Origin of the sequence: Streptosporangium sp. DT93, from assembly GCF_049844535.1 — a bacterium.
Lineage (GTDB): Bacteria > Actinomycetota > Actinomycetes > Streptosporangiales > Streptosporangiaceae > Streptosporangium.
Genome location: NZ_JBNCLF010000009.1, coordinates 45,428 through 67,268 on the forward strand (window position 1 = coordinate 45,428; position 21,841 = coordinate 67,268).

Annotated in this window: 23 protein-coding genes and 1 tRNA gene; 20 read left to right on the forward strand and 4 right to left on the reverse strand. The window is 68.8% G+C overall.

The genetic code is table 11. The annotated features are described in order from the left end of the window. Positions 1-167 precede the first annotated feature (167 nt). The gene (locus tag ACLQ2R_RS20425) at positions 168-1,574 is read left to right on the forward strand and encodes a cellulase family glycosylhydrolase (protein ID WP_425961675.1); all 1,407 of its coding nucleotides are present in this window, start codon (positions 168-170) and stop codon (positions 1,572-1,574) included. A 318-nt stretch (positions 1,575-1,892) separates the two neighbouring features. Further along, on the forward strand, positions 1,893-2,462 hold the full coding sequence (locus tag ACLQ2R_RS20430; protein ID WP_425961677.1) for a dihydrofolate reductase family protein: 570 nt from the start codon (positions 1,893-1,895) through the stop codon (positions 2,460-2,462). 158 nt (positions 2,463-2,620) lie between these two features. Here ACLQ2R_RS20430 and ACLQ2R_RS20435 read toward each other — a convergent pair whose 3' ends face one another. Next, positions 2,621-3,277 carry a class I SAM-dependent methyltransferase gene (locus ACLQ2R_RS20435; protein WP_425961679.1) on the reverse strand — a complete coding sequence of 219 codons (657 nt, stop codon included), beginning with the start codon at positions 3,275-3,277 and terminating at the stop codon, positions 2,621-2,623. Between ACLQ2R_RS20435 and ACLQ2R_RS20440 the strand changes: the two genes are divergently transcribed. From ACLQ2R_RS20440 to ACLQ2R_RS20450, 3 genes are all read left to right on the forward strand, one after another. Beyond that, positions 3,264-4,049, forward strand: a complete 786-nt coding sequence (locus ACLQ2R_RS20440; protein WP_425961680.1) for a pentapeptide repeat-containing protein — start codon at positions 3,264-3,266, stop codon at positions 4,047-4,049. The genes ACLQ2R_RS20435 and ACLQ2R_RS20440 overlap by 14 nt on opposite strands. A 618-nt stretch (positions 4,050-4,667) precedes the next feature. Then, entirely contained in the window at positions 4,668-5,468 is an 801-nt protein-coding gene (locus tag ACLQ2R_RS20445) for a hypothetical protein (RefSeq protein ID WP_425961681.1), read from the forward strand. Between the two features lie 2 nt (positions 5,469-5,470). Then, positions 5,471-6,676 (forward strand): helix-turn-helix domain-containing protein, encoded by a 1,206-nt coding sequence (locus ACLQ2R_RS20450; protein WP_425961682.1) that lies wholly within the window; start codon positions 5,471-5,473, stop codon positions 6,674-6,676. A 129-nt stretch (positions 6,677-6,805) separates the two neighbouring features. Here ACLQ2R_RS20450 and ACLQ2R_RS20455 read toward each other — a convergent pair whose 3' ends face one another. Both ACLQ2R_RS20455 and ACLQ2R_RS20460 read right to left on the reverse strand, forming a co-directional pair. Then, entirely contained in the window at positions 6,806-7,465 is a 660-nt protein-coding gene (locus ACLQ2R_RS20455) for a YdcF family protein (RefSeq protein ID WP_425961684.1), read from the reverse strand. A gap of 15 nt (positions 7,466-7,480) precedes the next feature. Then, on the reverse strand, positions 7,481-8,245 hold the full coding sequence (locus ACLQ2R_RS20460; protein ID WP_425961685.1) for a GntR family transcriptional regulator: 765 nt from the start codon (positions 8,243-8,245) through the stop codon (positions 7,481-7,483). Positions 8,246-8,614: 369 nt separating this feature from the next. Between ACLQ2R_RS20460 and ACLQ2R_RS20465 the strand changes: the two genes are divergently transcribed. The 15 genes from ACLQ2R_RS20465 (at position 8,615) to ACLQ2R_RS20535 (ending at position 21,500) form a co-directional block, all read left to right on the forward strand. After that, positions 8,615-8,752, forward strand: a complete 138-nt coding sequence (locus tag ACLQ2R_RS20465; RefSeq protein WP_425961686.1) for a hypothetical protein — start codon at positions 8,615-8,617, stop codon at positions 8,750-8,752. Further along, complete coding sequence (locus tag ACLQ2R_RS20470; protein ID WP_425961687.1) at positions 8,749-9,081, forward strand: WhiB family transcriptional regulator; 333 nt, start codon at positions 8,749-8,751, stop codon at positions 9,079-9,081. Before ACLQ2R_RS20465 ends, ACLQ2R_RS20470 begins: the two co-directional genes overlap by 4 nt. A gap of 54 nt (positions 9,082-9,135) precedes the next feature. Next, positions 9,136-9,282 carry a hypothetical protein gene (locus ACLQ2R_RS20475; RefSeq protein WP_425961688.1) on the forward strand — a complete coding sequence of 49 codons (147 nt, stop codon included), beginning with the start codon at positions 9,136-9,138 and terminating at the stop codon, positions 9,280-9,282. Further along, positions 9,279-9,449 (forward strand): hypothetical protein, encoded by a 171-nt coding sequence (locus ACLQ2R_RS20480; RefSeq protein ID WP_425961689.1) that lies wholly within the window; start codon positions 9,279-9,281, stop codon positions 9,447-9,449. Before ACLQ2R_RS20475 ends, ACLQ2R_RS20480 begins: the two co-directional genes overlap by 4 nt. A gap of 16 nt (positions 9,450-9,465) precedes the next feature. Next, the gene (locus tag ACLQ2R_RS20485; RefSeq protein WP_425961690.1) at positions 9,466-10,215 is read left to right on the forward strand and encodes a M48 family metalloprotease; all 750 of its coding nucleotides are present in this window, start codon (positions 9,466-9,468) and stop codon (positions 10,213-10,215) included. Continuing rightward, a complete protein-coding gene (locus tag ACLQ2R_RS20490; protein WP_425961692.1) occupies positions 10,215-10,601 on the forward strand; it encodes an RRQRL motif-containing zinc-binding protein in 387 nt (128 codons plus the stop codon). Before ACLQ2R_RS20485 ends, ACLQ2R_RS20490 begins: the two co-directional genes overlap by 1 nt. Before the next feature lie 160 nt (positions 10,602-10,761). Then, positions 10,762-11,640 carry a hypothetical protein gene (locus ACLQ2R_RS20495; protein WP_425961693.1) on the forward strand — a complete coding sequence of 293 codons (879 nt, stop codon included), beginning with the start codon at positions 10,762-10,764 and terminating at the stop codon, positions 11,638-11,640. A 1,201-nt stretch (positions 11,641-12,841) separates the two neighbouring features. Then, positions 12,842-13,543 carry a hypothetical protein gene (locus tag ACLQ2R_RS20500; RefSeq protein WP_425961694.1) on the forward strand — a complete coding sequence of 234 codons (702 nt, stop codon included), beginning with the start codon at positions 12,842-12,844 and terminating at the stop codon, positions 13,541-13,543. A 575-nt stretch (positions 13,544-14,118) separates the two neighbouring features. Then, positions 14,119-15,762 (forward strand): hypothetical protein, encoded by a 1,644-nt coding sequence (locus ACLQ2R_RS20505; RefSeq protein WP_425961695.1) that lies wholly within the window; start codon positions 14,119-14,121, stop codon positions 15,760-15,762. A gap of 250 nt (positions 15,763-16,012) precedes the next feature. Next, positions 16,013-16,729 carry a hypothetical protein gene (locus ACLQ2R_RS20510; RefSeq protein ID WP_425961696.1) on the forward strand — a complete coding sequence of 239 codons (717 nt, stop codon included), beginning with the start codon at positions 16,013-16,015 and terminating at the stop codon, positions 16,727-16,729. 134 nt (positions 16,730-16,863) lie between these two features. After that, positions 16,864-17,232: a hypothetical protein gene (locus tag ACLQ2R_RS20515; protein WP_425961697.1), complete on the forward strand. Its 369-nt coding sequence runs from the start codon at positions 16,864-16,866 to the stop codon at positions 17,230-17,232. After that, positions 17,229-18,524, forward strand: coding sequence for a bifunctional DNA primase/polymerase (locus tag ACLQ2R_RS20520; protein ID WP_425961698.1), 1,296 nt, complete (start codon positions 17,229-17,231; stop codon positions 18,522-18,524). Before ACLQ2R_RS20515 ends, ACLQ2R_RS20520 begins: the two co-directional genes overlap by 4 nt. After that, positions 18,521-19,750, forward strand: a complete 1,230-nt coding sequence (locus ACLQ2R_RS20525) for a DUF3631 domain-containing protein (protein ID WP_425961699.1) — start codon at positions 18,521-18,523, stop codon at positions 19,748-19,750. The genes ACLQ2R_RS20520 and ACLQ2R_RS20525 overlap by 4 nt, the downstream gene beginning before the upstream one ends. 172 nt (positions 19,751-19,922) lie before the next feature. After that, the gene (locus ACLQ2R_RS20530) at positions 19,923-20,117 is read left to right on the forward strand and encodes a helix-turn-helix transcriptional regulator (RefSeq protein ID WP_425961700.1); all 195 of its coding nucleotides are present in this window, start codon (positions 19,923-19,925) and stop codon (positions 20,115-20,117) included. 12 nt (positions 20,118-20,129) lie between these two features. Further along, positions 20,130-21,500, forward strand: a complete 1,371-nt coding sequence (locus tag ACLQ2R_RS20535) for a tyrosine-type recombinase/integrase (protein ID WP_425961701.1) — start codon at positions 20,130-20,132, stop codon at positions 21,498-21,500. Between the two features lie 131 nt (positions 21,501-21,631). Here ACLQ2R_RS20535 and ACLQ2R_RS20540 read toward each other — a convergent pair. Next, a tRNA-Arg gene (locus tag ACLQ2R_RS20540) sits at positions 21,632-21,703 on the reverse strand. Between the last annotated feature and the right edge of the window lie 138 nt (positions 21,704-21,841).

Sequence of the window (21,841 nt, forward strand, 5' to 3'; positions counted from 1 at the left end):
GGGCCGGGCGCCGTGGCCGGCAGCGGGTCGGCCCGGCGGCGGCTGTACCGCTCAGGTGGCTCTGCCTACATTCTGGGGGGCGTTCCCGTGGCCCCCATCGCCGACGCGTCGCCGCCTACCGCGAACGGGTGCCACCAAGTGGTACGAAACATCAGCGAGGAGATCCGATGAGATCCATAGGGCGTCTCTCCACGGCCGGTGCGGCAATCGTCGCCCTGGCCGTAGCCCTGTGCGCCGTCATGCTCACGGCCGTCAAACCCGCGCACGCGGCCGTGGGACTCCACATCAGCGGTACGAACATCGTCGAGGCGGGCGGACAGAAGTTCGTCATGCGCGGCGTCAACCACCCGCACGTCTGGTACACGGGCCGTACCTCCTCGTTCGCCGACGTCAAGGCGCTCGGAGCCAACACCGTGCGCGTCGTGCTGGGCAGCGGCAAGCGCTGGGGCCCCTCCAACGACGTCGCCGACGTGATCACCCTGTGCAAGCAGAACCGGCTCATCTGCGTCCTGGAGGTGCACGACACCACCGGGTACGGCGAGGAGGGCGCGGCCGCCTCGCTCGACGAGGCCGCCGACTACTGGATCAGCCAGAAGAGCGCGCTGGTCGGCCAGGAGAACCACGTCGTCATCAACATCGGCAACGAGCCGATCGGCAACACCAACGCCGGCCAGTGGACCGCCGCGACCGTCGCCGCCGTCAAGAAGATGCGGAGCAACGGCTTCCAGCACCTGCTGATGGTCGACGCGCCGAACTGGGGTCAGGACTGGCAGAACGTCATGCGGGACAACGCGCAGGCGGTCCTGGACGCCGACAGCCAGCGCAACACCGTCCTGTCCATCCACATGTACGCCGTGTACAACACCGCCTCGGCGATCACCGGTTACCTCGACCGGTTCAAGGCCAACGGATGGCCGCTGGTCATCGGCGAGTTCGGCTGGCGGTTCAACGCCGGCGAGGTGGACCACGAGACGCTGCTGTCGGAGGCGGTGTCGCGCGATCTCGGCTACCTCGCCTGGTCCTGGAGCGGCAACACCGACCCGATCCTGGACATGGCGCTCGACTTCGACCCCGCCCGCCTCACCACCTGGGGTCAGCGGATCTTCAACGGCGTCAACGGCATCAAGGCCACGGCCAAGGAGGCCGCCGTCTACAGCGGCGTCACCCCGACGCCCACTCCCACCCCGACGCCGACTCCCACCCCGACGCCGACTCCCACGCCGACCCCGACCCCCACGCCGACCCCGATGCCTCCGGCCGCGTGCCGGGTGGCGTACACGATGAACGCGTGGAACAGCGGGTTCACCACCAACGTCACGATCACCAACACCGGCCCCTCGGCCCTCAACGGCTGGAGGCTGACGTTCACCCTGCCCTCCGGCCAGACCCTCACCAACGGCTGGAACGCGTCGTACGCGGCGACCGGCTCCCAGATCACCGCCACCAACGCCAGCTGGAACGGCACCCTCGCGCCGAGCGGCTCCGTCAGCATCGGCTTCCAGGCCACCCACACCGGTAACACCACCGAACCCGCCTCCTTCTCCCTCAACGGAAGCCCCTGCCAGGTGGTCTGACCTCCCGCCGATCCGTGGCGTGCCCTCCGCCCCCCGGGCGGGCGGCACGCCACCGCGCGTCCGGGCCCCGTGCCGCCCGGTGGCCGAGCCTGCGACCAGGTGCCTGCGAGGCCACCCCGCCCTGTCCGGTGAGCGCGGCCGGAAGACGATCCACGCGGCCGGCACGCGCGAGAGGCGAAAGACGACCCGTTCAGGAGCGGTACGCGCGAAAAACGGGTAGTCCCGATCGACGTTCACAGGGACGACCTCAACGCGTACGGACCGGGACGCGACCGCGGATGTGACGGCCGCGCCCCGCCGACCCAAAGGAGAATCGCGATGGCCACCGTGGAAGCGAACATCTCGATGTCACTGGACGGCTTCGTCACCGGCCCGGATCTCGACCGGTACCCCGGCCTGGGCGAGGGCGGCGACGCCCTCCACGCCTGGGTCGGCGAGGACCGGAGCATGGACCTCGCCTTCGGGGAGGAGCGTCAGCTCGCCGGATCGGTCATCACCAGCCGCAGGGTGTACGACGACACCGACGGGTGGGCGGCCGAGGACGGGTTCTACCGGCTGCCGGTGTTCGTGGTCACCCACCGCCCGCACGACGTGGTCGTCAAGGGCGAGACCACGTTCACGTTCGTCACCGGGGGCGTCGAGGACGCCGTCAAGCAGGCGGCCGAGGCCGCCGGGGACAAGGCGGTGCACATCATGGGCGGCGCCGGCATCGTCCAGCAGGCGCTGGCGGCCGGGCTCGTCGACGAGCTGTTCGTGCACGTGGCCCCGGTGCTCCTGAACGGCGGCACCCGGCTGTTCGAGCACCTCGGCCGTCAGATCCGGCTGGAGCGGGCCGAGGTGATCGAGTCCCGCCACGCCACCCACCTGCGCTACCGGGTCCTGAGATAGCCGCCCCGCCCTGACCGGCCGGCGGCACGGCCGCGGGTGACCGGCCTTCGGCGCCGTACGCCCGCGGCGGGTCGTCCAGGCGCGGTCCTGGACGCGTCCGCGCGCTCACGGCCGTGGCTGTACGGGGGGATCGTCACCGATCTTCTGGCCGAGTACAGCTAGACATGAGCGATGAGCGCGTAGCGTTCGTCGCTCACCGGGCCGCCCCACAGGTCGGGATCGTCGTCGAGCGGTTCGATACGCAGGTCGGTGACGAGCGGCCGTACCGCGGAGGCGAGGTCAGCGGCAGTGACGCCGCCGCCCCACGGCAGCCTCTCGGCTCCCGCCACATAGGGAGATCCCGCCTGTCCGGTCTCACCCCAACGGCCTTCGACCAGCACCAGCCGACCGTTCGGTCGGAGCCGGGCGACCCACTCGTGCAGCGCCGCACGGGGATCGGGCAGGGTCCATACCAGGTGCCGGCACAGCAGCATGTCGAACCGTCCGCCGCCGGTGGGCGGGGCGGCGGCGTCACCGACCATGAAACGCCCGGCGAGTTCGGCGTCCGCGAGCTTGGTCCGGGCCTGCTCGATCATCCGCGGCGCCAGGTCCACACCGGTCACCCGATGCCCGGCCGCGGCCAGCAGCTCGGACAGCGAGCCGGTGCCGCAACCGACGTCCAGGATGTCGGCCGGCTCTGCGGGCGTCCAGGCTCTCAGCAGGCGATCCCAGGCGGCACGTGTGTGCTCGGCGCGCAAGCCGTGGTCGGGTTCGTCATCGAAGGCACGGGCAGCGGCATCCCAGTAGCCGACGATCGCGGACGTGAGTTCGGTCATGGCGACGATCTTCGCAACCACCACCGACAACGCCGTGCCCGCGATCACCACCTGGCCGCGCCTCTGCTCCCACTGCCGGGATTACGCTCTGCTCATGCCCTCCCGCGCCTCATCCGCCCGCCCGCCCAAGCCGAAGGAACCACTCGCGCCCAAACTGCCCACACCGCTCATCCCCGCTGGGCTTCCCGCACTTGAGGACGACGGCATGTACCGGTCCCTGGAGTTCACAGGCACGGACATGGCGTCCCTCCGCGCGGACGCGTTCGACTTCGAGGGATGCCGTTTCACCGATGCGAGGCTCTCCGGCATGGAGATGCGCCGGGCAGGCTTCTCCGACGTGGAGATGCGGCGGTGCGACCTGTCGAACCTGGCGGCCGGGACCTCGGTGATGCAGCGAACCCGGGTGTCAGACAGCAGACTGACCGGTATGTCCTGGTCGGAATGCGTGTTCCGGGACGTGGTGTTCGACGCCTGCCGTATGGACCTGGCGGGTTTTCGCTTCTCCACCTTCAAGAACGTCGTCTTCCGCGACTGCACCATGCTGGAGGCCAACTTCCAGAACGCCGACCTTCGAGGTACGCGCTTCGAGCGGTGTGAGCTGACGGGAGCGCAGTTCTCCAACGCCCGCATGGAAGGTGCGCGGTTCGCCGACTGTGCCCTGCTGAGGATCAGCGGCGTCACCAGCCTCAAAGGTGCGACCATCACGAGCCGGGACGCCCAGGGGCTGGTCTACGGCCTGGCGGGGGCGATGGGCATCACCATCGAGGACTGAGCGTGCCCAGGACGGCTTCGGGGCCGGCACCCTGTGGTGCCCGGTCCTGAGCCGGCTGCCGACGACGCCCGGACTCCGGCTCTGGCGTGAATCCCGTGAGCTGACCCTCCTCGGCCGGCCGGGCAGTGGCAGCACCCGCCTCCCACCCGAAGCTCAGTTCATGATCTCTGCCCATGTCCTGCCCGCAGCGTCCGTCACCGGGGTCGGACGATGTCGCGAAAAGGCGGAACCACTCCCACGCCGGAGACACGAAAGACCAGCTCACACAGGTGTGTGAGCTGGTCCTGGTTGGTGCCCCCTGCAAGATTCGAACTTGCGCTCCCGGCTCCGGAGAGGAGTGCGGATGCAAACCCTATTGTGCGTTTGAGCTGGGATAACAAGCACCCGCCCATGGCTTCAAGCCGTCTCGGTCCACGACTGGTCCACAGGACTTGCATCCAGACCAGGGGAGGTACGTACACGGGCGGACAATCAGTCACTCAGCGCTCAGTGCCGCTAGGAGCACTGCAGCTTGGCGGGAGCACGACTCAACATCCAAGTAGGTTCAGTTAGAAGCACAACATCACTCTTGTGGTTCATTTTCAAGCAAGGATTACTGAGATCAGTTATGCTCCCCGTATGACTGAGAAGGATGATGCGCTCGGCGACCTGGGGGATGCCGCCGTACTCAAGGCTCTGTGCTGGGCCTGGGACAGCGCCGCGAAGCAGGCCCTCGACTCGTACGAGCCCACGACAGGCCACGATCAAGGTTGGGTGGGTTACACCGCCTGGAAGTTTTTCACCGACCGCCTGGACCGGGTGTTCTCGTGCGAACGCTTCTTCGTGCACCCCGACGACCCGTTCGAGAGCGGAGGGGACCTGGTTGCCGAGGGCCTGCTGTCTGGAGAGTACAAGGCCATGCCCCGTCTGACTCCCGGTCTTGTCGTACGCGACGACCTTCACGGGTCCCCCGGGTGGCGCTACAAGGAGTGGCGCTTCCTTCTTCAGTCCTTCGGCGGTAAGGATGTGGACAGCATCCCGTGGCCGCAGGCGCGGCCCACGAAAAGGGCAGTCGCCGCACAGCCCTACCCCGACGAGATGGTGCTTCCGGGGTTCGAACAGCTCATGGCGATCGATGTCCTCGCGGACGTCTTTAATGCCTCTACCAACGACTTCACTGTGGTGACGCTGGTCGCGGCGTGGGCCATCGACGCACACACCAAGGTTTCTGCGCTCCACCTCGGCCGGCCGCGTTACAACAGGAAGGGGTCGGAGGCTTGGCACTGGCGTGTCGAACTGCGTAACGGCCCCCCTGAGGGTAGGCAGAGCAGGGAGCCCATCTCCACTACCCCGCCTAAGACTCCTCCCCCCCAGGACGCGCGGGACGTGGAAGTTACTCTTCGTGCTACACCGCGCGAGGCTAATTCACAGAAAGAATAAAGGTGAACAACCAGCAATACAGGGCAGGGGTAACAGAAGCAGCTAAACTTTTTGCTGGGAACCGTCTCAAATTGGCACGCCAGCTAGCTGGACTTCGCAAAGTTGAGCTAGCGGCACAAATTGAGAAGACACCGGCAGCGATTACGGCTTATGAGTCTGGTCGTACGCGGCCAGCTCCCAGCACAGTTGCTCAGTTGTCCGTGGCGCTCGGGGTGGAGCCAGGTTTTTTCTTGGCCACCCCGAGCACCATGCTCTCACTCTCATCAAATGTCATTCCGCACTTTCGATCCCTGAGGACTACAACACAATTAGTACGAGATCAAGCGACCGCCTACGGGTGGATGGTTCACGATATTGTTCAAACATTCGAACGATATATAGATATGCCGAAATGCCGCATTCCATCGTTTCCAGTACCAATAGATGGTGAAATAACGTCAGAACCAACTGCGGCTGCCCAAGAACTACGTAAGGCGTGGGAAGTCGAGAAAGGCCCCATCCCGCACCTTCTAAGGTCTGCAGAGAACAATGGAATCGTGGTGGCTTTCGGCCCTACCCAGTCAGCATCCGTAGACGCATACTCCTTCGAGACACCTCATCGACCAATAGTCATCCTCAATCCAATAAAGGATGACTATTACAGGCAGCGATTTGACCTTGCCCACGAACTAGGTCACTTAATTATGCATACAGACGCGGAACCGGGAGGGCGCATAGTAGAACTACAAGCTCACCAGTTTGCCTCAGAGCTACTTATGCCTGCGAATGAAATAATTAGCCAACTCCCTCACCGCCTCAACTGGTCACAATTCCTTACCCTAAAGGAGTACTGGGGTGTAAGCATGCAGGCACTACTGTACAGAGCCAGGGAGCTGGGGACCTTATCTGATGTAACTTATCGAAATGCCATGATTAGAATGTCCAAGGAGGGGTGGCGCCGCCAAGAACCGGGACGTCATCCCGGACTTGAGCAACCTTCGCTGCTGCCCAAGTCTCTTGAACTTTTAGAAGGTGCAGGAATTTCGGCTGTGGACATTGCACGCGAAGCTCGCGCGCCAATGAGTATATTTTCAACAGCCACTGCACGTCAGTCAAGAACATTAGGCTCAGTAGCCGACCGAGGTGATATCGAATCCGATAGCCACGAGGAACCCAAGAGAGAAGGCGAAGTAGTCTCTCTCTTCGGTCATCACAGCATTAAGGGTTAGCCGCGCACTTGATGGAAAGGTCCGGCTGATGCAAGCCAGGGAATAATTTTCCTCGACTTCGGGGACAGTCTCAATTAAGGGATAGAATCCCGGGGACTGTCCCCATTTAAGTTTCAGCAATGCTCGCGATCAAATAAGGCGGCTCGTATAACCTGCAGCGGCCAGTCGATTGAAGGCAGCATCGACCTCATTCGGGTACGGCTGCTCGACAGCAAAACCCTTTTTCGCATACTCCGTGATCCGCTGAGTGTCACCAACTAGCATGTTGATCACACGATCTACATCCCCGACACTCTCGACATAGTCGTCAAGAGAAAGGGGAAGTGACGTGCAAGTAATCTCAATCTCTGGCCAGAGTTTCTTGCATGTGGCGTATGCGCGTCGCTGTTGATAGGGACGAGAAATGAGCACGGCCGACGTAACAATTACCCCGTGTTGAGCCAGGAGGGCGCGAGTGTAGGCGAAGTTCTCTCCCGTATTCGTCGCTTGCGACTCGACCAGCACCGCCCAGTCGGGAACCCCCCGCTCGACAGCGTGCTCTTTGTAATGGACGGCTTCACCGCGGGGAAACCTGCTGATTGTAGTAGGGGCATTGGCCCCGGTGAACACGATCAGAGGGAAGAGCCCTTGCAGGTAAAGATCGGCAGCGTAAGTAGCAACTCCTAGGTCATGGCTGCCTAGGCCGATGCCGACATCTGCAGGTTGGACGACGTGATGCATGTCGTGGTAGTCCCACAATGTCTCGACGTCGGCGCGGAGAACGTCGGGAATAAGGGCGTTGGCAGTCATGTCACCTATCTGTCTTCAGTCGGGAATCTTGAACGTGTAAGACCACTCGAAGCGCGACGCAGCATGCACACCTCGGGCGAACTCGACCAATCGGCCTTCACGAGTGAACGTCCGCCGCTGCAGGATCACGACCGGCTCACCGCCCGGCAGCGCGAGCATCTCAGACTCATCTGGCGTCGGCATACGCGAGTGAATCGTCTCGGTCATGCTGTCCGGCTCTAATCCCTGAAGCGTAAGGACGGCGAACCCTCCTCCGCGGCCTGCAGGTCCAGGGGTCGGATCTACAAGCGGTGTCCCCTGAACGTCCTCGGGACGGTAGTAGCTCGTCAGAGTGTGCGTAGGCGAGTCCCCCTCTTTGACAAGCCGTGCACGCTCGTACACATGGGCGCCATCAGGTAACTCAAACGCCTTCGCCACCTCGGCGTCCGCCTCGATCAGGCGTACCTTCTGTGTCTGGTCGCCCGGACTCCACGCGCGCCCTGACGCCTCGCGGTCGGCAGCGAACGCGACCAGACCGAACTTCCACTTGCTCTTGGCGTAGCGCTCGACACCCAGCCGCTTCATCGGCGGACGCTCGCGGACGACGGTTCCCCTGCGCCGTACGGGCGTGACGAGCCCTTCGGCTTCGAGGAGCCGGACAGCCTGTCGAACGGTCTTGATGTTGACGCCGTACTGGACGGCGATCTCCTCCTGCTTCGGCAAGGTCTCCCCTGCCGGGTAGTCGCCTTGCGCGATGCCCTCGCGAAGGACTTCGGCCAGTTCACGGTAGCCGACGGTCATGTCATCCCCTTCGCTCAACGCTCACTGAATAAGGGTAGCGGTATCGGTCTGGAGCTCCCACTATCAGAGATAGAGCTACCTCTATTGACAAGCGAGGGCCGTGAGGGCCTAATAGAGCTAGCTCTAAGGGATCGCCCTTTTGCTCAGCCGGAAGACTCGGGAAGGCGGCCAAGCCGCACGCCAACGGGCTGAAGCATTCGCTCTTTTCCAACTGAATCCGGGCCGTCGCCTCCCACTGAAAAGGCGACTTACGCAGGGGATTCGTTTCGCTCCTGCGCGTGACATCTAGGTCTACACGTCGTTGGGGCGGCCCTGATCCGCCAAGACCCAAGGCCGCCCCTTCACTCCTCAACAAGGAGCACAACCATCATGACTCGCCTGTTCAGCGTGTCCAAGTCCGCCGGATGCCCGTCGGACTGCCGCAACGGCCAGATTTGGAACCCCGGGTCTGGCCCCTACCCCTGCCCGTTCTGCCGTCCGACCGCCACCTCCAAGGCGGCCCAGTGAACAGCCCGCGCCGCGCCTACCTCAAGCGGCGCCAGCAGTTGCGTCAGGCGATGTTCGCCGCCGGGCCGGCCTGCACCGGCGCCGACGCCGACCTGTTCACTGCCCCCGACGTCTTCGAGCCCGAGCCGGACACCGCCCGTCAGGAGCGCGAGGCCGCCGCCAAGCGCATCTGCGCTACCTGCCCGGCCCGCCCCCAGTGCCTGGCCTACGCCCTGGACATCCGCCCCGCCGAGGGCGTGTGGGCGGGGTTGTCGGTCGAGGAGATTCGCCCCCTGTCGCTGTGGCCCACCGTCGAGGCCGCCGCTGACATCGCGCAGGAGGTGGCGTGATGAGCACCGGCGCCTGCCCGGACTGTCCGTGCACCGAGATCGAGGTGATCTGACATGGGCCGCTACCAGTGCCCGCTGTGCCAGAGCATCCACCGCAGCGAGAACCTGCCGCGCTGCGCCACCCACTCCCACGGCTACGACCCGGCGTGCGGCGGCTGCGTGACCGCGGTCGCGCAGACCCCGTGCGGAGGTGGCCGATGAGCCGCTTTCAGTGCCTGGACTGCGAGCACGAGCACCACGCCGCCGCCTGCTGCCCGCGCTGTCGCACCCCGCGCGCCCAGATCGAGGTCTGTCGCTCCCACGGCGCCCGCCCCGTCCGTCGCTGCGGTTCCTGCCGCGTTCTCACCCGCTCCCAGTCCGACCTCTAACCCAAGGAGGTGAGCTATGACCATCGCCCCCATCATCACCCCGACCGCTCCCCACGACGCCCACGGCGCCCCGGACGTCCTGCCGGGTTTGGCTGAGCTGGTGTGCGCGCTGCGCCACTGCGCCCAGTTGCCCGGCCTGTTGATCCGCATAACCCCCGACCTCGACGGCAACGCCGAAGCCGGACAGACCCGCTGCGACCGCATCCCGCGTGTCGAGCTGGGCGCAGACCTGCTGCGTGACCCGGACTCGCTGCCGCTGTACGGCGTGCTGGCCCACGAGATCGCCCATCACGCCCTCGACCACGGCCACCCCCGCCCGTTGTGGGGTGACCCGCGCTGGCTGGCCAAGGCCGCGCTGCTGATCGGCGCGATCCTCCACCTGCCCCTGCCGGTTCTGGGCGTGCTGGCCTTCGCCGTGCTGGGCACTGTGTTGGCCGCGGCCCGGCGGGATCGGCTGCAGGAGTACGACGCCGACACCCACGCCGTACGGCTGCTGGACGCCATCGGGCTGCCGGGCCGGCGCATGGTCGCCGCGGCGCTGGCCGACGTGATCGAGGCGCCCCCCGGCTACCGGCTGATCGGCTGGGCCTTCGATGGGCACCCGAGCCCGCGGGCGCGGCGCCGGACCCTGGCCACCGGCCGCCCGGCCCGGCGCCTGCGCTGGGCGCTGATGTGGCAGCGCACCCCCGCCCCCACCGTCGCGCCTGGCTTCTCCTGCACCGCATGCGGGCTGTCCGGCGCGGGCGCCATGAAGAGGAGTGCCTGATGAGCCGCATCCGCGCCCAGTTCTGGGACCCGGCCGGCGCCAAGCACAGCCTGCCAACCTACCCCTGGCGCCTGGCCCCGACCCACCTGCTGACCCGCCGCCAGCTCACCGCCGCCGGGCTGCGCCCCGGCGGGCAGGGCGTCCAAGCGCAGATCCTGTGGCGCTCGAAGCGGCACGGCGCCCCCGGGGTGCGCGCCGCCTACCTGTACGACGTCCGCCTCGCGCTGCCCAAGCGCACCGCCACCCCCGCCCAGCTCGAAGCACTCGCCAAAGCGCTCGCGGCCCGCCGCACCTGCCCCGCCTGCCGGCGGGATGTCGGGTATGTGCTGCCGCGCCACCTGGGCACCTGCCTGGACTGCGACGACGAGAACGTCAAGGCGGCCTGACCATGACACACCCAATAGACCCTCGTGTGATCTGTACCAGGGCATGCCGCTACTGCGGCGTGTCGGTGGAGTTGCGTGATTACGCCGACCGGCACTACTTGCCCGCCCGACTCTACGACGAGGGCACCGACCACCCCCACACCTGCGGAAGCGAGCCCTGATGACTCACGCCGAAGCCCTCGCCGAGTTGGACGGGCTGCGCAAGACCAGCCGGATCGTGAACCGGGCGGTGTGGGGGGTCGCGATCGGGGTGATGGTCTACGGCGCGGGCAATGTGACCGGCCTGTTGATCGCCCATGGCGTGCACCGGGCGATCGCGTGGATGCTCTCGCCGATGGTGGATCTGGGCCTGATCGTCGCGCTGATCGGCGGTCGGGCACTGGACCGCTACGGGGTGCGCGCCGGGTGGCTGATCGTGCTGCGCTGGACCGCCGGGCTGATGACGTGGTCGCTGAACGTCGCCAGCCCGGCCTTGCACCCGGACGGGGTCGACGGGGTCGGGGTGCTGATCCACTCTTGCGGCCCGGTGCTGCTGCTGGTGGTGGCCGAAGCCTCCGCATCGGTTCAGCGGGGCATCGCTGCCACCACCGCCCACCTGATTCAGCAGATCCAGGCCGCCGAACAGCCACCCCCACCCGTCCCCACGCCCATCCCCGCGCCGGTGTCCGCCCCGGAACCTCCGACTCTGGCCCCGGCACCCCCGCCCCCGGCGCCTGCTCCGGCCAAACCGCGGGCGAGCAAGAGCGCTCCGGCCACCCGGCCCCGCCGGACGGCTACCGCTCCGGTGGAGGTGGAGGATCTGATGCCGCTGGGCTGGCGAATCGCCGCTGACCTCACGGCCGCGGGCAAGGCGCTCAACCGCGACAACCTGGCCGCCGCCCTGCGCGAGGCAGGGGAATCAGCCTCCAACGGCAGGGTCGGGGCACTGCTGGCCCGGCTCAAGACCGAAGCCCCCGCCGACCCGGTGGAGCAAGCCGCCGAAGCCGCCCCCGCCGTCTCGGCTGCCGTGCCCGCTCCGGCGGACGGGGAATCGCGGTGAACCGTCCGCTGGTGATCGTCCGGGACGGTCCGCCGCCACACCTGGGGACCGCGCGCCCGATCGTCGCGGACGACGGCCTTCCCCGTCCGCCCACCCGCGTGGGTCTCGTCCCTGCGCGGACCACCTACCGCCGTTCGATCGTCCGCCCGAGCCGGGCGAATCCCATCACCACAGGAGGTGATCACCGATGACCGCACAGCAGGAAGAGCATGCAGAACAGAACGCCGAGCAAGAGCCGCCGATCCCGCCCGGCCCCGAGGCCACACAGCCGGACGTCGCGGGCGCTGCCGAGGCGCCCGGCCAGGAGGCCCCGCCCGTCGCGGAGCAGGGCGACCAGAGCGTGGCTGAGGCCGACGGGAAGGAGCGAGGATTTCCCGCAGGTCAGCTCGTCACCGGAGGTCTGTCGGTTGCTGCGGCGGTGCTGGCGAGTATGTATCAGCTCGCCGGGCCGTGGGGGCTAGCCGCCGGGGGCGTCGCCGCCGGAGGTGGAGCGCTGGCGTATGTGCGCCGGCGCCGCCGCGAGCGCCCCACGGGACACGGGCTCGGCATGACCGGCTCGCGCCGGGACCGCCACGGCGCCTCCCGGACCGGTTCCCGGCACAGCGGCGGCGCGTCGCCGTTCGGCTTCGGCCGGACGGGCGGGGGGTTGCTGGGCCGAAGCCGCTCGCGCGGACGGTCCGCCCCGGCGCGCGCTGCCAGCGTCTGGGGGGAGGGCCGCGCCCGAGCCGCGCGCGCCCTTCGCTCGTCCGACAGCCCGTCAGCCCGTCCGGCCCGTTCGTCCCGGACCGGTGGCCTGTTCGGGAGATCGTCCCGGGCCGGTGAGCGTGCCGGGCGCGGCGAGGCCGGACGCGCGGCGAGTTTGTCACCGCGCGGGCGGCGCCGCCAAAAGCAGCGACGCGAGCGTGCCGGCGGCAGCGGGCGCGGTGCCCGGCGCCCGGCTGGTGGCGCGATCCGAGCCACCCGCCGGGGAGCGCGTCAGGTGGGCGGCGCGGTGCGCGCGACCGGTCGAAGCATGCGACGCGCCGGGGCGTGGGCCGACCGGGCGACTGGCCGGCGCGCGAGCCGGGCGGTCAAGGCCACCGGCCGCGGCGCTCGCCGGATGGGTCGCGCGACTGGGCACCGCGCCCGCCGTACGGGCCGCGCCATCGGCCGGAGCGCGCGCCGGGCGGGGGCGTGGGCCGATCGGCGCACCGGCCGGCGCGTGAGCATCACCTGGGCTGCGGCTCGCACCGCGCGAGGGTTTCGGGCCGCGCGCCGCGCCGGGCTGGCCGCCCGCTCCGGGGTGCGGCGCTGGGATGCCGAGGCCACCGCCGCTGTGGTGGCGCTGGTGGCGTGGCTGACCGCCTGGTGGCGTCACCGAGCACCCCGCACGACCCGCACGTCCGAGCCCGCCGACACCGCCTCCAGTGACACCGCCAGCGACGCCACCGAGACGCCTTCGGCGCCGAACGACCCGCCCACCCCCGAGAACGGGCCGGCCGACCGGCCCGCGAGCGCGGCGACCGATCGAGATCGGCGCCGTCACCCCTACACCGCCTCAACCGGCACCTACAGGAGGACCCGCACCATGAGCACCTTCCCGCTGGCCGCCACGGCCGCCGAGATGAACGCCGCCGCCGCCAGTCACGCCCCCGCCGACATGTGGGTGGTCTCCCGGGAGCTGGACCAGCTCACCGAGGTACCCGCCTACGTGGCGCTGGCGATCCGCACCTACACCCAGAGATTGCAGGCCGAATACCCCATCCACCCCGCGGTGATCGAGGCGATCCACCTCCTCTACCAGGGACAGGCCCAGCTCGTCAGCCTGGCCGAGGAGATCGGCCCGCTGTTCCGCCAGGCGCACGCCGACGACCTCAAGCGCGAGGAGGCGCCCCGCATCAACGAACCCCTGTGGAACGTCTGACCCCGCCCCACCTGAGCAGCCGAGACGAAAGGAGGTCTTGACGATGGGCACCACCACGACCCGCGCCCGCCGCCCCGACTGGTCCCTGACCCCACGCAGCACGGCCGGCGCGACCACCCAGGGCGCCCTGGCCCTGGCCGCGCTGGCCACCGTCGGGGACGTCGCCGCCCTCAACCCCATCTGGGGCGGAGCAGCGACCGCGGTCGGCGCGCTGGGCACGGTCGTGGTGGGGGGGCCCCCCCCCCCCGCGCCCCCCCCCCCCCCCGGGGGGGGCCCCCCCCCCCCCCCCCCACGGCCCCACCCCCCTGCTCTACCGACTTGGGTGCTGGCTGGGCGCCGGGTCCTGGCTGACCTACACCCTGGCCACCACCCCATGGAACCTCAACACCTTCGCCGCCCTGGGCATCGGCGCCCTGGGCGCCGGCCTACTGGCCCCCCTGGGCCGCCACACCCGCCGCGCCCCCCGCCAGCCCGGCACCGCCCTGGTCCTGCGCCACCACAGCCGCATCGGCGCCGAATGGCAGGCACGCCTGCAGCGGGTCTGCCGCCTGACCGTCACCGTGACCGACGTACAGATGTGGACCACTCACACCGGCTACGACGTCCACCTCGACCTGCCCGGCGCGGGCTCAACCCTCGCGCAAATCTCCGGCGCCGCCGACGCGCTGGCCACCGATGCCCGCCTCCCCGAAGGGTGCGGGGTGGAGGTCAGCCCCGGCACCCACCGCGGCGCCGTCGTGCTGCGGGTCTCCACGGTCAACCGGCTGGAAGAGGAGATCCCGTTCCCGCCGATGACCAACGGCGCGAGCATCACCGACCCGGTCGAGATCGGCGAGTACCGCAACGGCGACGCGGTGGAAGTCCCGATGCGTCAAGCCTCCGTACTGGTCATCGGCCAGACCGGATCGGGCAAGACGATCCTCCTCAACGTGCTCACCGCCGGCGCCGCCCGCTGCCGGGACGCGCTGGTGTGGCACATCGACCTCAACGGCGGAAGCCTGTCACAGATGTGGCTGGCACCCTGGCTGGAAGGGCGCACCGACCGGCCCGCGATCGACTGGGCCGCCTCCACCCCCGCCGAAGCCCTCGACATGGCACACGCTGCGCTGCGCATCGCCAAGGACCGCAAGACCAGCGCCCGCAAACTCAAAATCGCCGCCGACACCACCCTCATGCCCATCTCCCCGGACCTCCCGGAGATCGTCATTTTCCTCGACGAGGGTGCCGAGGCCGTCTCGCCCGGAGATCGGGCGGTGCGCGAGCTGCGCGAGGCGCTGGAGGAGATCCAACGCATCGGCCGCGACTCGGCAGTGCGGCTCGTCACCTCCTCGCTGCGCTCCACCTCCGACGTGCTCCCACCGATGATCAAAAAGATGTCGCACGTACGGATCGCCATGTACGTGCAAGACCAGTCCGAGCTGGGCCTGATGTTCGAACACGTCCGCGGCGTCAACGTCGCCGACCTGCCCGGCCCAGGATGCGGATTCGTCCAGATGGGCCAGGCCACCCCGCGCCCGTTCAAGGGCCAGTACATGCTGCCCTCCACCGTCATCACCGCCGCCACGCAGATCGCCGCCGTCCGCCCCGACCTCGACCCCCGCGCCCAGTACCTGGCCGGCCCCGCCTACGCCAATCGCTACGACTGCATGATCGAGGCGTTCAGCGACCACGACACCAACGACCTCGACCCCACCACCGCAACCCATGAACACCGCGAGGGGTACCGGCTGGCGGTGCCCACTGCTCCGGCCGCGCCCGTGCGGCGCTTCACCGTGCTGCCCGGCGGCGCCGACTCCTGGTCCGACCCCTTCGACCTCGCCCGCCGCCCCGGCCCGGCGCCCGCGGCATCGGCCAACGCCTGGCCCGACCCACCCCGGCAAATACTGCGCGCCGAGCAAATCCACCCCGTCCACCCCGGCGCCCCTTCGACGTCCGGTCACCCGATCCCGGAGATTCTGCGCCGCGCGCTGGCCGTCTTCGACGCCGAGCACACCGAGCGCCTGCACAGCGAAGAACTCGCCGCCGCCCTCGACCTGACCAAGAACGATCTGGCCGCCCTGCTACGCCCGCTGGGCGTGACCACCCTGCCCAGAGCGTTCCTGCGCGGGGGCCGAGAGCTTCGCGGCTACGCCCGCCCCCACCTCCTCGACGCTACACAGCGTGTCCGCAGAGGCGAGATCGACGTCCCTGCGGACGTCGCCGCCTGGCCCGCTGCCTGACCGTCCGGGCCGGACGTCCGCCCCGGACACCCGAACACCCCCGGACGTCCGCCCCGGACACCCACCTCAACAGCACAAACGCCCCGTCCGTCCGGGGTGTCCGGGGAGCGGAACACCCCCTCTTTTGCCCTTCTGGCCCCTGCAACCCCCACCCCTGTTGCACCCCGGACACCCGGACACCCGGCGCCACCACTTCACTTCCTCATTCCCGCCAACCATCACCCACCGTCACCACAAGGAGATCACCGCCATGTCCATCCCGGACACCACCACCGGCCTGACCTTCATCACCCACAGCGGCATCTCGGTCGCCTGTAGCGACTGCCGTACCGCAGACGACCTCTACGGCGGAGAGCACTTCTCCACCCTCACCGAGGCGCGCGACGCCCTCGACCTCTACGGCTGGAGTCGCGCCCACGACGCCGAGCCCACCCCGGCCACCGACACCGACGACACCCCCATCCAGGACCAGCACTGGCGCTGCCCCTCCTGCAGCGTCAAGCGCGTCTGCGCCATCTCCGGGCACCTGCCCCGCACCCTCGACGTCTACTTCGACCCGGGCACCGGCGCCGAGCACCACGGCCTGCAGGTGTGCGAGCGCTGCGCCCGCGACCTGACCTCGCCCAAGCGCATCGACCCGCCCGCCGACTACCCCGCCGCCTCCCCCACCGGCCGGACCCTGAGCTGGGACCAAAACGACCTGCCCGAAGGTGACGAGCTGGCCGACGCCCTGCTGATGCTGATCCAGCAGGCCAACGCGATCGGCTGGCTGACGCGCTGGGATGCCTACCTCACCGCCCACCCCGACGCCTCGACCCCGTTCGGCGGCTACCGGCTGAACATCCCCGCAGCCCTCGCCGCCGCCGACCGGATCACCGCCCTGACCCGACGGCTGCGCGAGCGCCTGGCCGACGCCACCGTGCCGGCCACCTGCACGCACCTGGCCACCATGACCGACCAGCCCTGACGCGAACCGGTCATCGACCCGTGGACGGGCGCGCACCGACGTGGCCAAACCGCCAAGTCAACCCACGCCGAGCGCGCCCGCTCACCCCAAATCCATCACCGGCCCGAAGGCCACAGAAAAGAGGCCCATCCATCATGCCCCGCCCCATCAGCGCCGAACAGGTGCTCACCTACCACGGCCGCCGCTACCGGCTGCACGAGGGTCGCATCCTGCTCAACTGGCACACCCCGCCCCGGCCCGTCCGTCACCACCGCGAAGGCTGTGTTTTGTGCTGCCGGGTGCGCATCACCACCGGCCCCGGCTCGCCGCCGCGCCACCCCAAGGACTGCACCAACTGCATGACCTGGACCGGCCCGCTCCCCGACCCCTGCTGGTCGTGCGGCAAGACCGCCCACTTTCTCGACGACAACGACCGCCCCACCCACAAGGTCTGTCTGGAGATCGCCATCACCGCCGCCGCCCTCACCCAGAACGGCCCGGCCGAGATCGAAGAAGCCGCATGAGCACCCCCACCCGCCACCGTGCGCGCCGCATCCTGCTCACCGGCTCACGCACCTGGACCAACACCCCCACCATCCGCGCCGCCCTGGCCGAACACTGGGGCGACGGCAACGCCGTCCTGATCACCGGCGCCTGCCCGCGCGGCGCCGACGCCATCGCCGAAACCATCTGGCGCCAGCAGAGCGGACACGTCGAACGCCACCCCGCCAACTGGGAAACCCACGGCAAGCGGGCCGGCATCCTGCGCAACGCCGACATGGTCGCCCTCGGTGCAGACGTCTGCCTGGCCTTCATCCGCGACGCCAGCCCCGGTGCCACCCACGCCGCCGCCCTGGCCGAGCGTGCCGGCATCCCCGTCCGCCGCTACACCCACCCGCAACAGGACAACCCCCCGCCCGGCGCTGATCGGCTGCGCTACGCGCTGGCCGCCGCCGCCCGCGGCTGGCACGTCTTCCCCGTCTCCATCGGCGACAAGCCCCCACTCAAGGGCTTCACCGACTGGGAGACCAACGCCACCACCGACCCCGACATCATCCGTCGCTGCTGGTCGCGCGCCCCGTACAACATCGGCATCGCCTGCGGCCCCTCCAACCTCGTGGTGATCGACCTCGACACCCGAAAGGACGGGCAAAGCCCGCCGTCTTCCTGGGACCTGCCGGGAGTCAACGAGGGCGCCGACGTGCTGGCCGTCATCTGCGAACGCGCCGGAGAACCCCTGCCGTTCGAGACCTTCACCGTGCGCACCCGCCGCGGCGGCACCCACCTGTACTTCACCGCCCCTGCCGGCGCCCGGCTGGGCAACACCGAGGGCGACAAGGGCAACGGGCTGGGCTGGCTCATCGACACCCGCGCCCACGGTGGCTACGTCCTCGGTCCCGGCAGCTTCGTGGACCTGCCCGACGGCACCGGAACCTACGAGGTGATCCACAACGCGCCCCCGGCCCCGCTGCCCCCCTCCCTGTTCAAGCAGCTTGCCACCCCGCCCCGAGCGACGGCCAAACCGGTGCGCCTGGCCCTGCCCGATGACCGGCGCGGCGCTTTCCTGCGAGCCGCGATCACCGGGGAGCTGGATCGCGTGGCCGCCGCCCTGGAAGGCCAGCGCAATCGCACCCTCTACATGGCCGCCACCGCCCTGGGACAGCTCGTCGCAGGCGGCGCGCTCAATGAAGTCGAGGTCACAACCCTGCTTGAACAGGGAGGGGTCGATGCCGGGCTGAGCGCCACCGAAACCCGCCTCACCGTCGCCTCCGGGCTCAAGAACGGCGCACGCCGTCCCCGGACGCTGGCCGCATGACCACCCGAACCGCACCCACGGGAGCACACCTCATGGCCCCAACCGAACCCGCCAGCCACGGCGCGATGCTGCTTGACGCGCTACTGGCCGCCCTGAACCGCTACGTCATCCTGCCGAGCCCCGAGGCCGCCGACGCGGTGGTGTTGTGGATCGCCGCCAGCCACGGCCAACCCGCCTGGGCGCACGCGCCCCGACTGGTGATCCGCGCCCCGGAAAAGCGATGCGGCAAGTCCCGGCTGCTGGACGTGGTCGAGGCCACCTGTCACGACCCGTTCATCACCGTCAACAGCAGCAGCGCCGCGGTCTACCGCTCCATCACCGATGACCCGCCCACCATGCTCGTCGATGAGGCCGACACGATCTTTGGGCCGAAGGCCGACGGGAACGAGGACCTGCGAGGGCTGCTCAACGCCGGACATCAGCGCAACCGACCGGCCAAGCGCTACGACGCCGCGCTCAACCGGGTGGAGTCCATCCCCACCTTCGCCATGGCCGCTCTCGCCGGAATCGGCGCGATGCCCGACACGATCGAAGACCGCGCCGTGGTCGTGCGCATGCGCCGGCGCGCTCCCGGCGAGAGCGTTGCTCCCTACCGGCACCGCCGAGACCGCCCCCTGCTACGCCAGCTCGCCGAAGACCTGTCCGCGTGGCTGCGCGCCGACCTGCCCACCTTGGAGCAGGCCGAACCGGCGATGCCGGTGGAAGACCGCGCCGCCGACACCTGGGAACCCCTCGTCGCCGTCGCCGACCACGCCGGAGGCCACTGGCCTCAGCGCGCCCGAGCTGCGGTGCTCGCCTTAACTGCCGAGGCCGACGACAACGGCGAGACCTCGACCCGGGTACGGCTGCTGGCCGACTGCCGCACCGCGTTCGCCACCGATCCCGCCTTGCCGACCGCCGTTCTGCTGGAGCGACTCAAGGCTGACACTGAAGCGCCCTGGGCCGACTACGGCCCGGCCGGCCTGACCCCAATGAAGCTGGGCGTCATCCTGCGCGAGTACGAGATCCGTTCGGCCAATATCCGCTTTCTCGACGGCACCCAGGCCAAGGGCTACCAGCGCGCCGATTTCCTCGACGCCTGGGCGCGCTACTGCCCGGCGCCCAGCGCTCCTGACACCCCGCAGAACGCCGAGATCCCCCTGTTCGAGGGGGGTAGCCGTCCCAGTCGTCCCAGCCTCGTCATCGCAGGTCAGCGTGGGACGCCTTCTGTCCGTGGGACGGCTTAGCCGTCCCAGCAAAACAAGCCGTCCCAGCCTGACCAGCACAAATGAGGCTGGGACGGCTGGGACGGCTACCCCTCCCAAACCGCGCCCGATCCCCTCGGCGGCAAACCGTCCAGCACGGTCACCGAGGACTTCACCTCCCACCGACCACGACGCCCGAAAGGCAGCCACGACCATGGCGACGCGAGCCAAGAACATGCTCACCATCGCAGAGGTTCTCGACGAGATCGACGTACCCAAGTCCACCTTCTACCGCTGGTTGCACACCGGCCGTGGCCCGAAGTCCCTCAAGCTCCCGAACGGCAAGCGCAAGATCCGACGTGCCGACCTGGACACCTGGCTCAGCACCTTCGAGAGCACCGCAGCGTAAGAAAGGGCGTCCATGTTGACCCATGACGTGGTGGTGTGGAGCATCCGTAACCGGAAGGGGCGCGCCAAGCCCTACCAGCTTCGATGGAAGGTCGGTACAGAGCCGAAGTCCAAGGCGTTCCTGACCAAGGCACTTGCCGACAACTTTCGTGCCGACCTGCTCAAGGCCGCGAAGAAAGGCGAGTTGTTCGACACCGAGACCGGCCTGCCCGCCTCCATGCGGGCGCCGGAAGCCGAAAAACCGCCTATGAGCTGGTACGACTTCGCCGCGAAGTACACCGCCATGCGCTGGCCCGGCGCCGCCGCGAAGACCCGCGAGAGCATCGTGGACAGCTTGGCCGTGGCCACGTTCGCAATGCTCGACGGCGAGGCGCTCGACCTGCCCCGCAAGGAGATCCGCGCCGCGATGCAATGGGCACTGATTCCCCGCGAGGAGAGCGAGGCGGCGCCCGTCGACCTGGTATCGACCGTGCGGATTCTCCAGAAATCCACGCTCCCGCTCGCTGACATGGCCGATCCCATCGTTGCGCGCCGCGTGAGCGAGGCTCTCAGCCTCACCCTGGACCGGCGAACCGCCGCCGCCGACACCACGGCCCGCCGGCGCCGCGGGTTGAACACGGCGCTGGAGTACGGCATTGACCTTGCCGAACTCAAGGAGAACCCGCTTAAGCGGATCAAACAGAAGAAGATCGCCAAGGATGACGCCGTAGACAGGCGCGCGGTCGTCAACCCTGAGCAGGCGCGAGAACTGCTCGCCTCCGTGTCCTACGTCGGGAGTTGGCGCCGTGCCCGAGGGCGCCGACTGGTGGCCTTCTACGCCACGCTCTACTTCGCGGGTGTCCGGCCCGCCGAGGCCGTAGGGCTACGGCAAGATGACTGCGACTTACCCGAGGAAGGTTGGGGCCTGCTCACCCTGGCCAAGACCCGTCCGAGCAGTGGAAAGCAGTGGACGGACACGGGCACGGTTCACGACCTGCGGGGCCTGAAGCAACGTGACACGCGGGCGGTCCGGGAGGTTCCCATCCCGCCTGCACTGGTCGCCATGCTCCGAGCCCACCTGGAGGAGTTCGGAACCGCTCCCGACGGCCGGCTGTTCTGCAACGAGCGCGGCGGCGTGCTGGGGGCTTCCACCTACGCGCGGGTGTGGAGGGAGGCCCGCAGCTTCGCTCTCACCCCTCAGCAGGTGGCCTCCCCTCTGGCCAGGCGGCCCTACGACCTACGGCATGCGGCTCTGTCCACCTGGCTCAACGCAGGGGTGGACGCGACCGAGGTAGCCGCCCGCGCGGGCAACAGTGTGGAAGTCCTCCTCAAGCGCTACGCCAAGTGCCTGGACGGCCGCCAAGATCAGAACAACCGCCGCATAGAGGCCGTGCTGAGCCCATGAGATCCGGTCCACAGATGGTCCACAACCGGTGAGCGCCAATGAGAACGGGCGGGACTCCGTGAGACTGGAGTCCCGCCCGTTTCGGCGTTCTAACTGCAGGTCAGCCCATGTTCGGGCTGGCCTGGCTTGTGTGCCCCCTGCAAGATTCGAACTTGCGCTCCCGGCTCCGGAGGCCGGTGCTCTATCCCCTGAGCTAAGGGGGCCAACGCGTGATTACATTACCAGCATCCTGGGGGTAACCGACACTCACATAGGGAACCGGTGATCTCCACGGGGACCCGTGGACGCCTTGGAGCAGCGGAGCGCCGGATCCACGGGGGTGGCCGGCCGGCGCTGGGGCG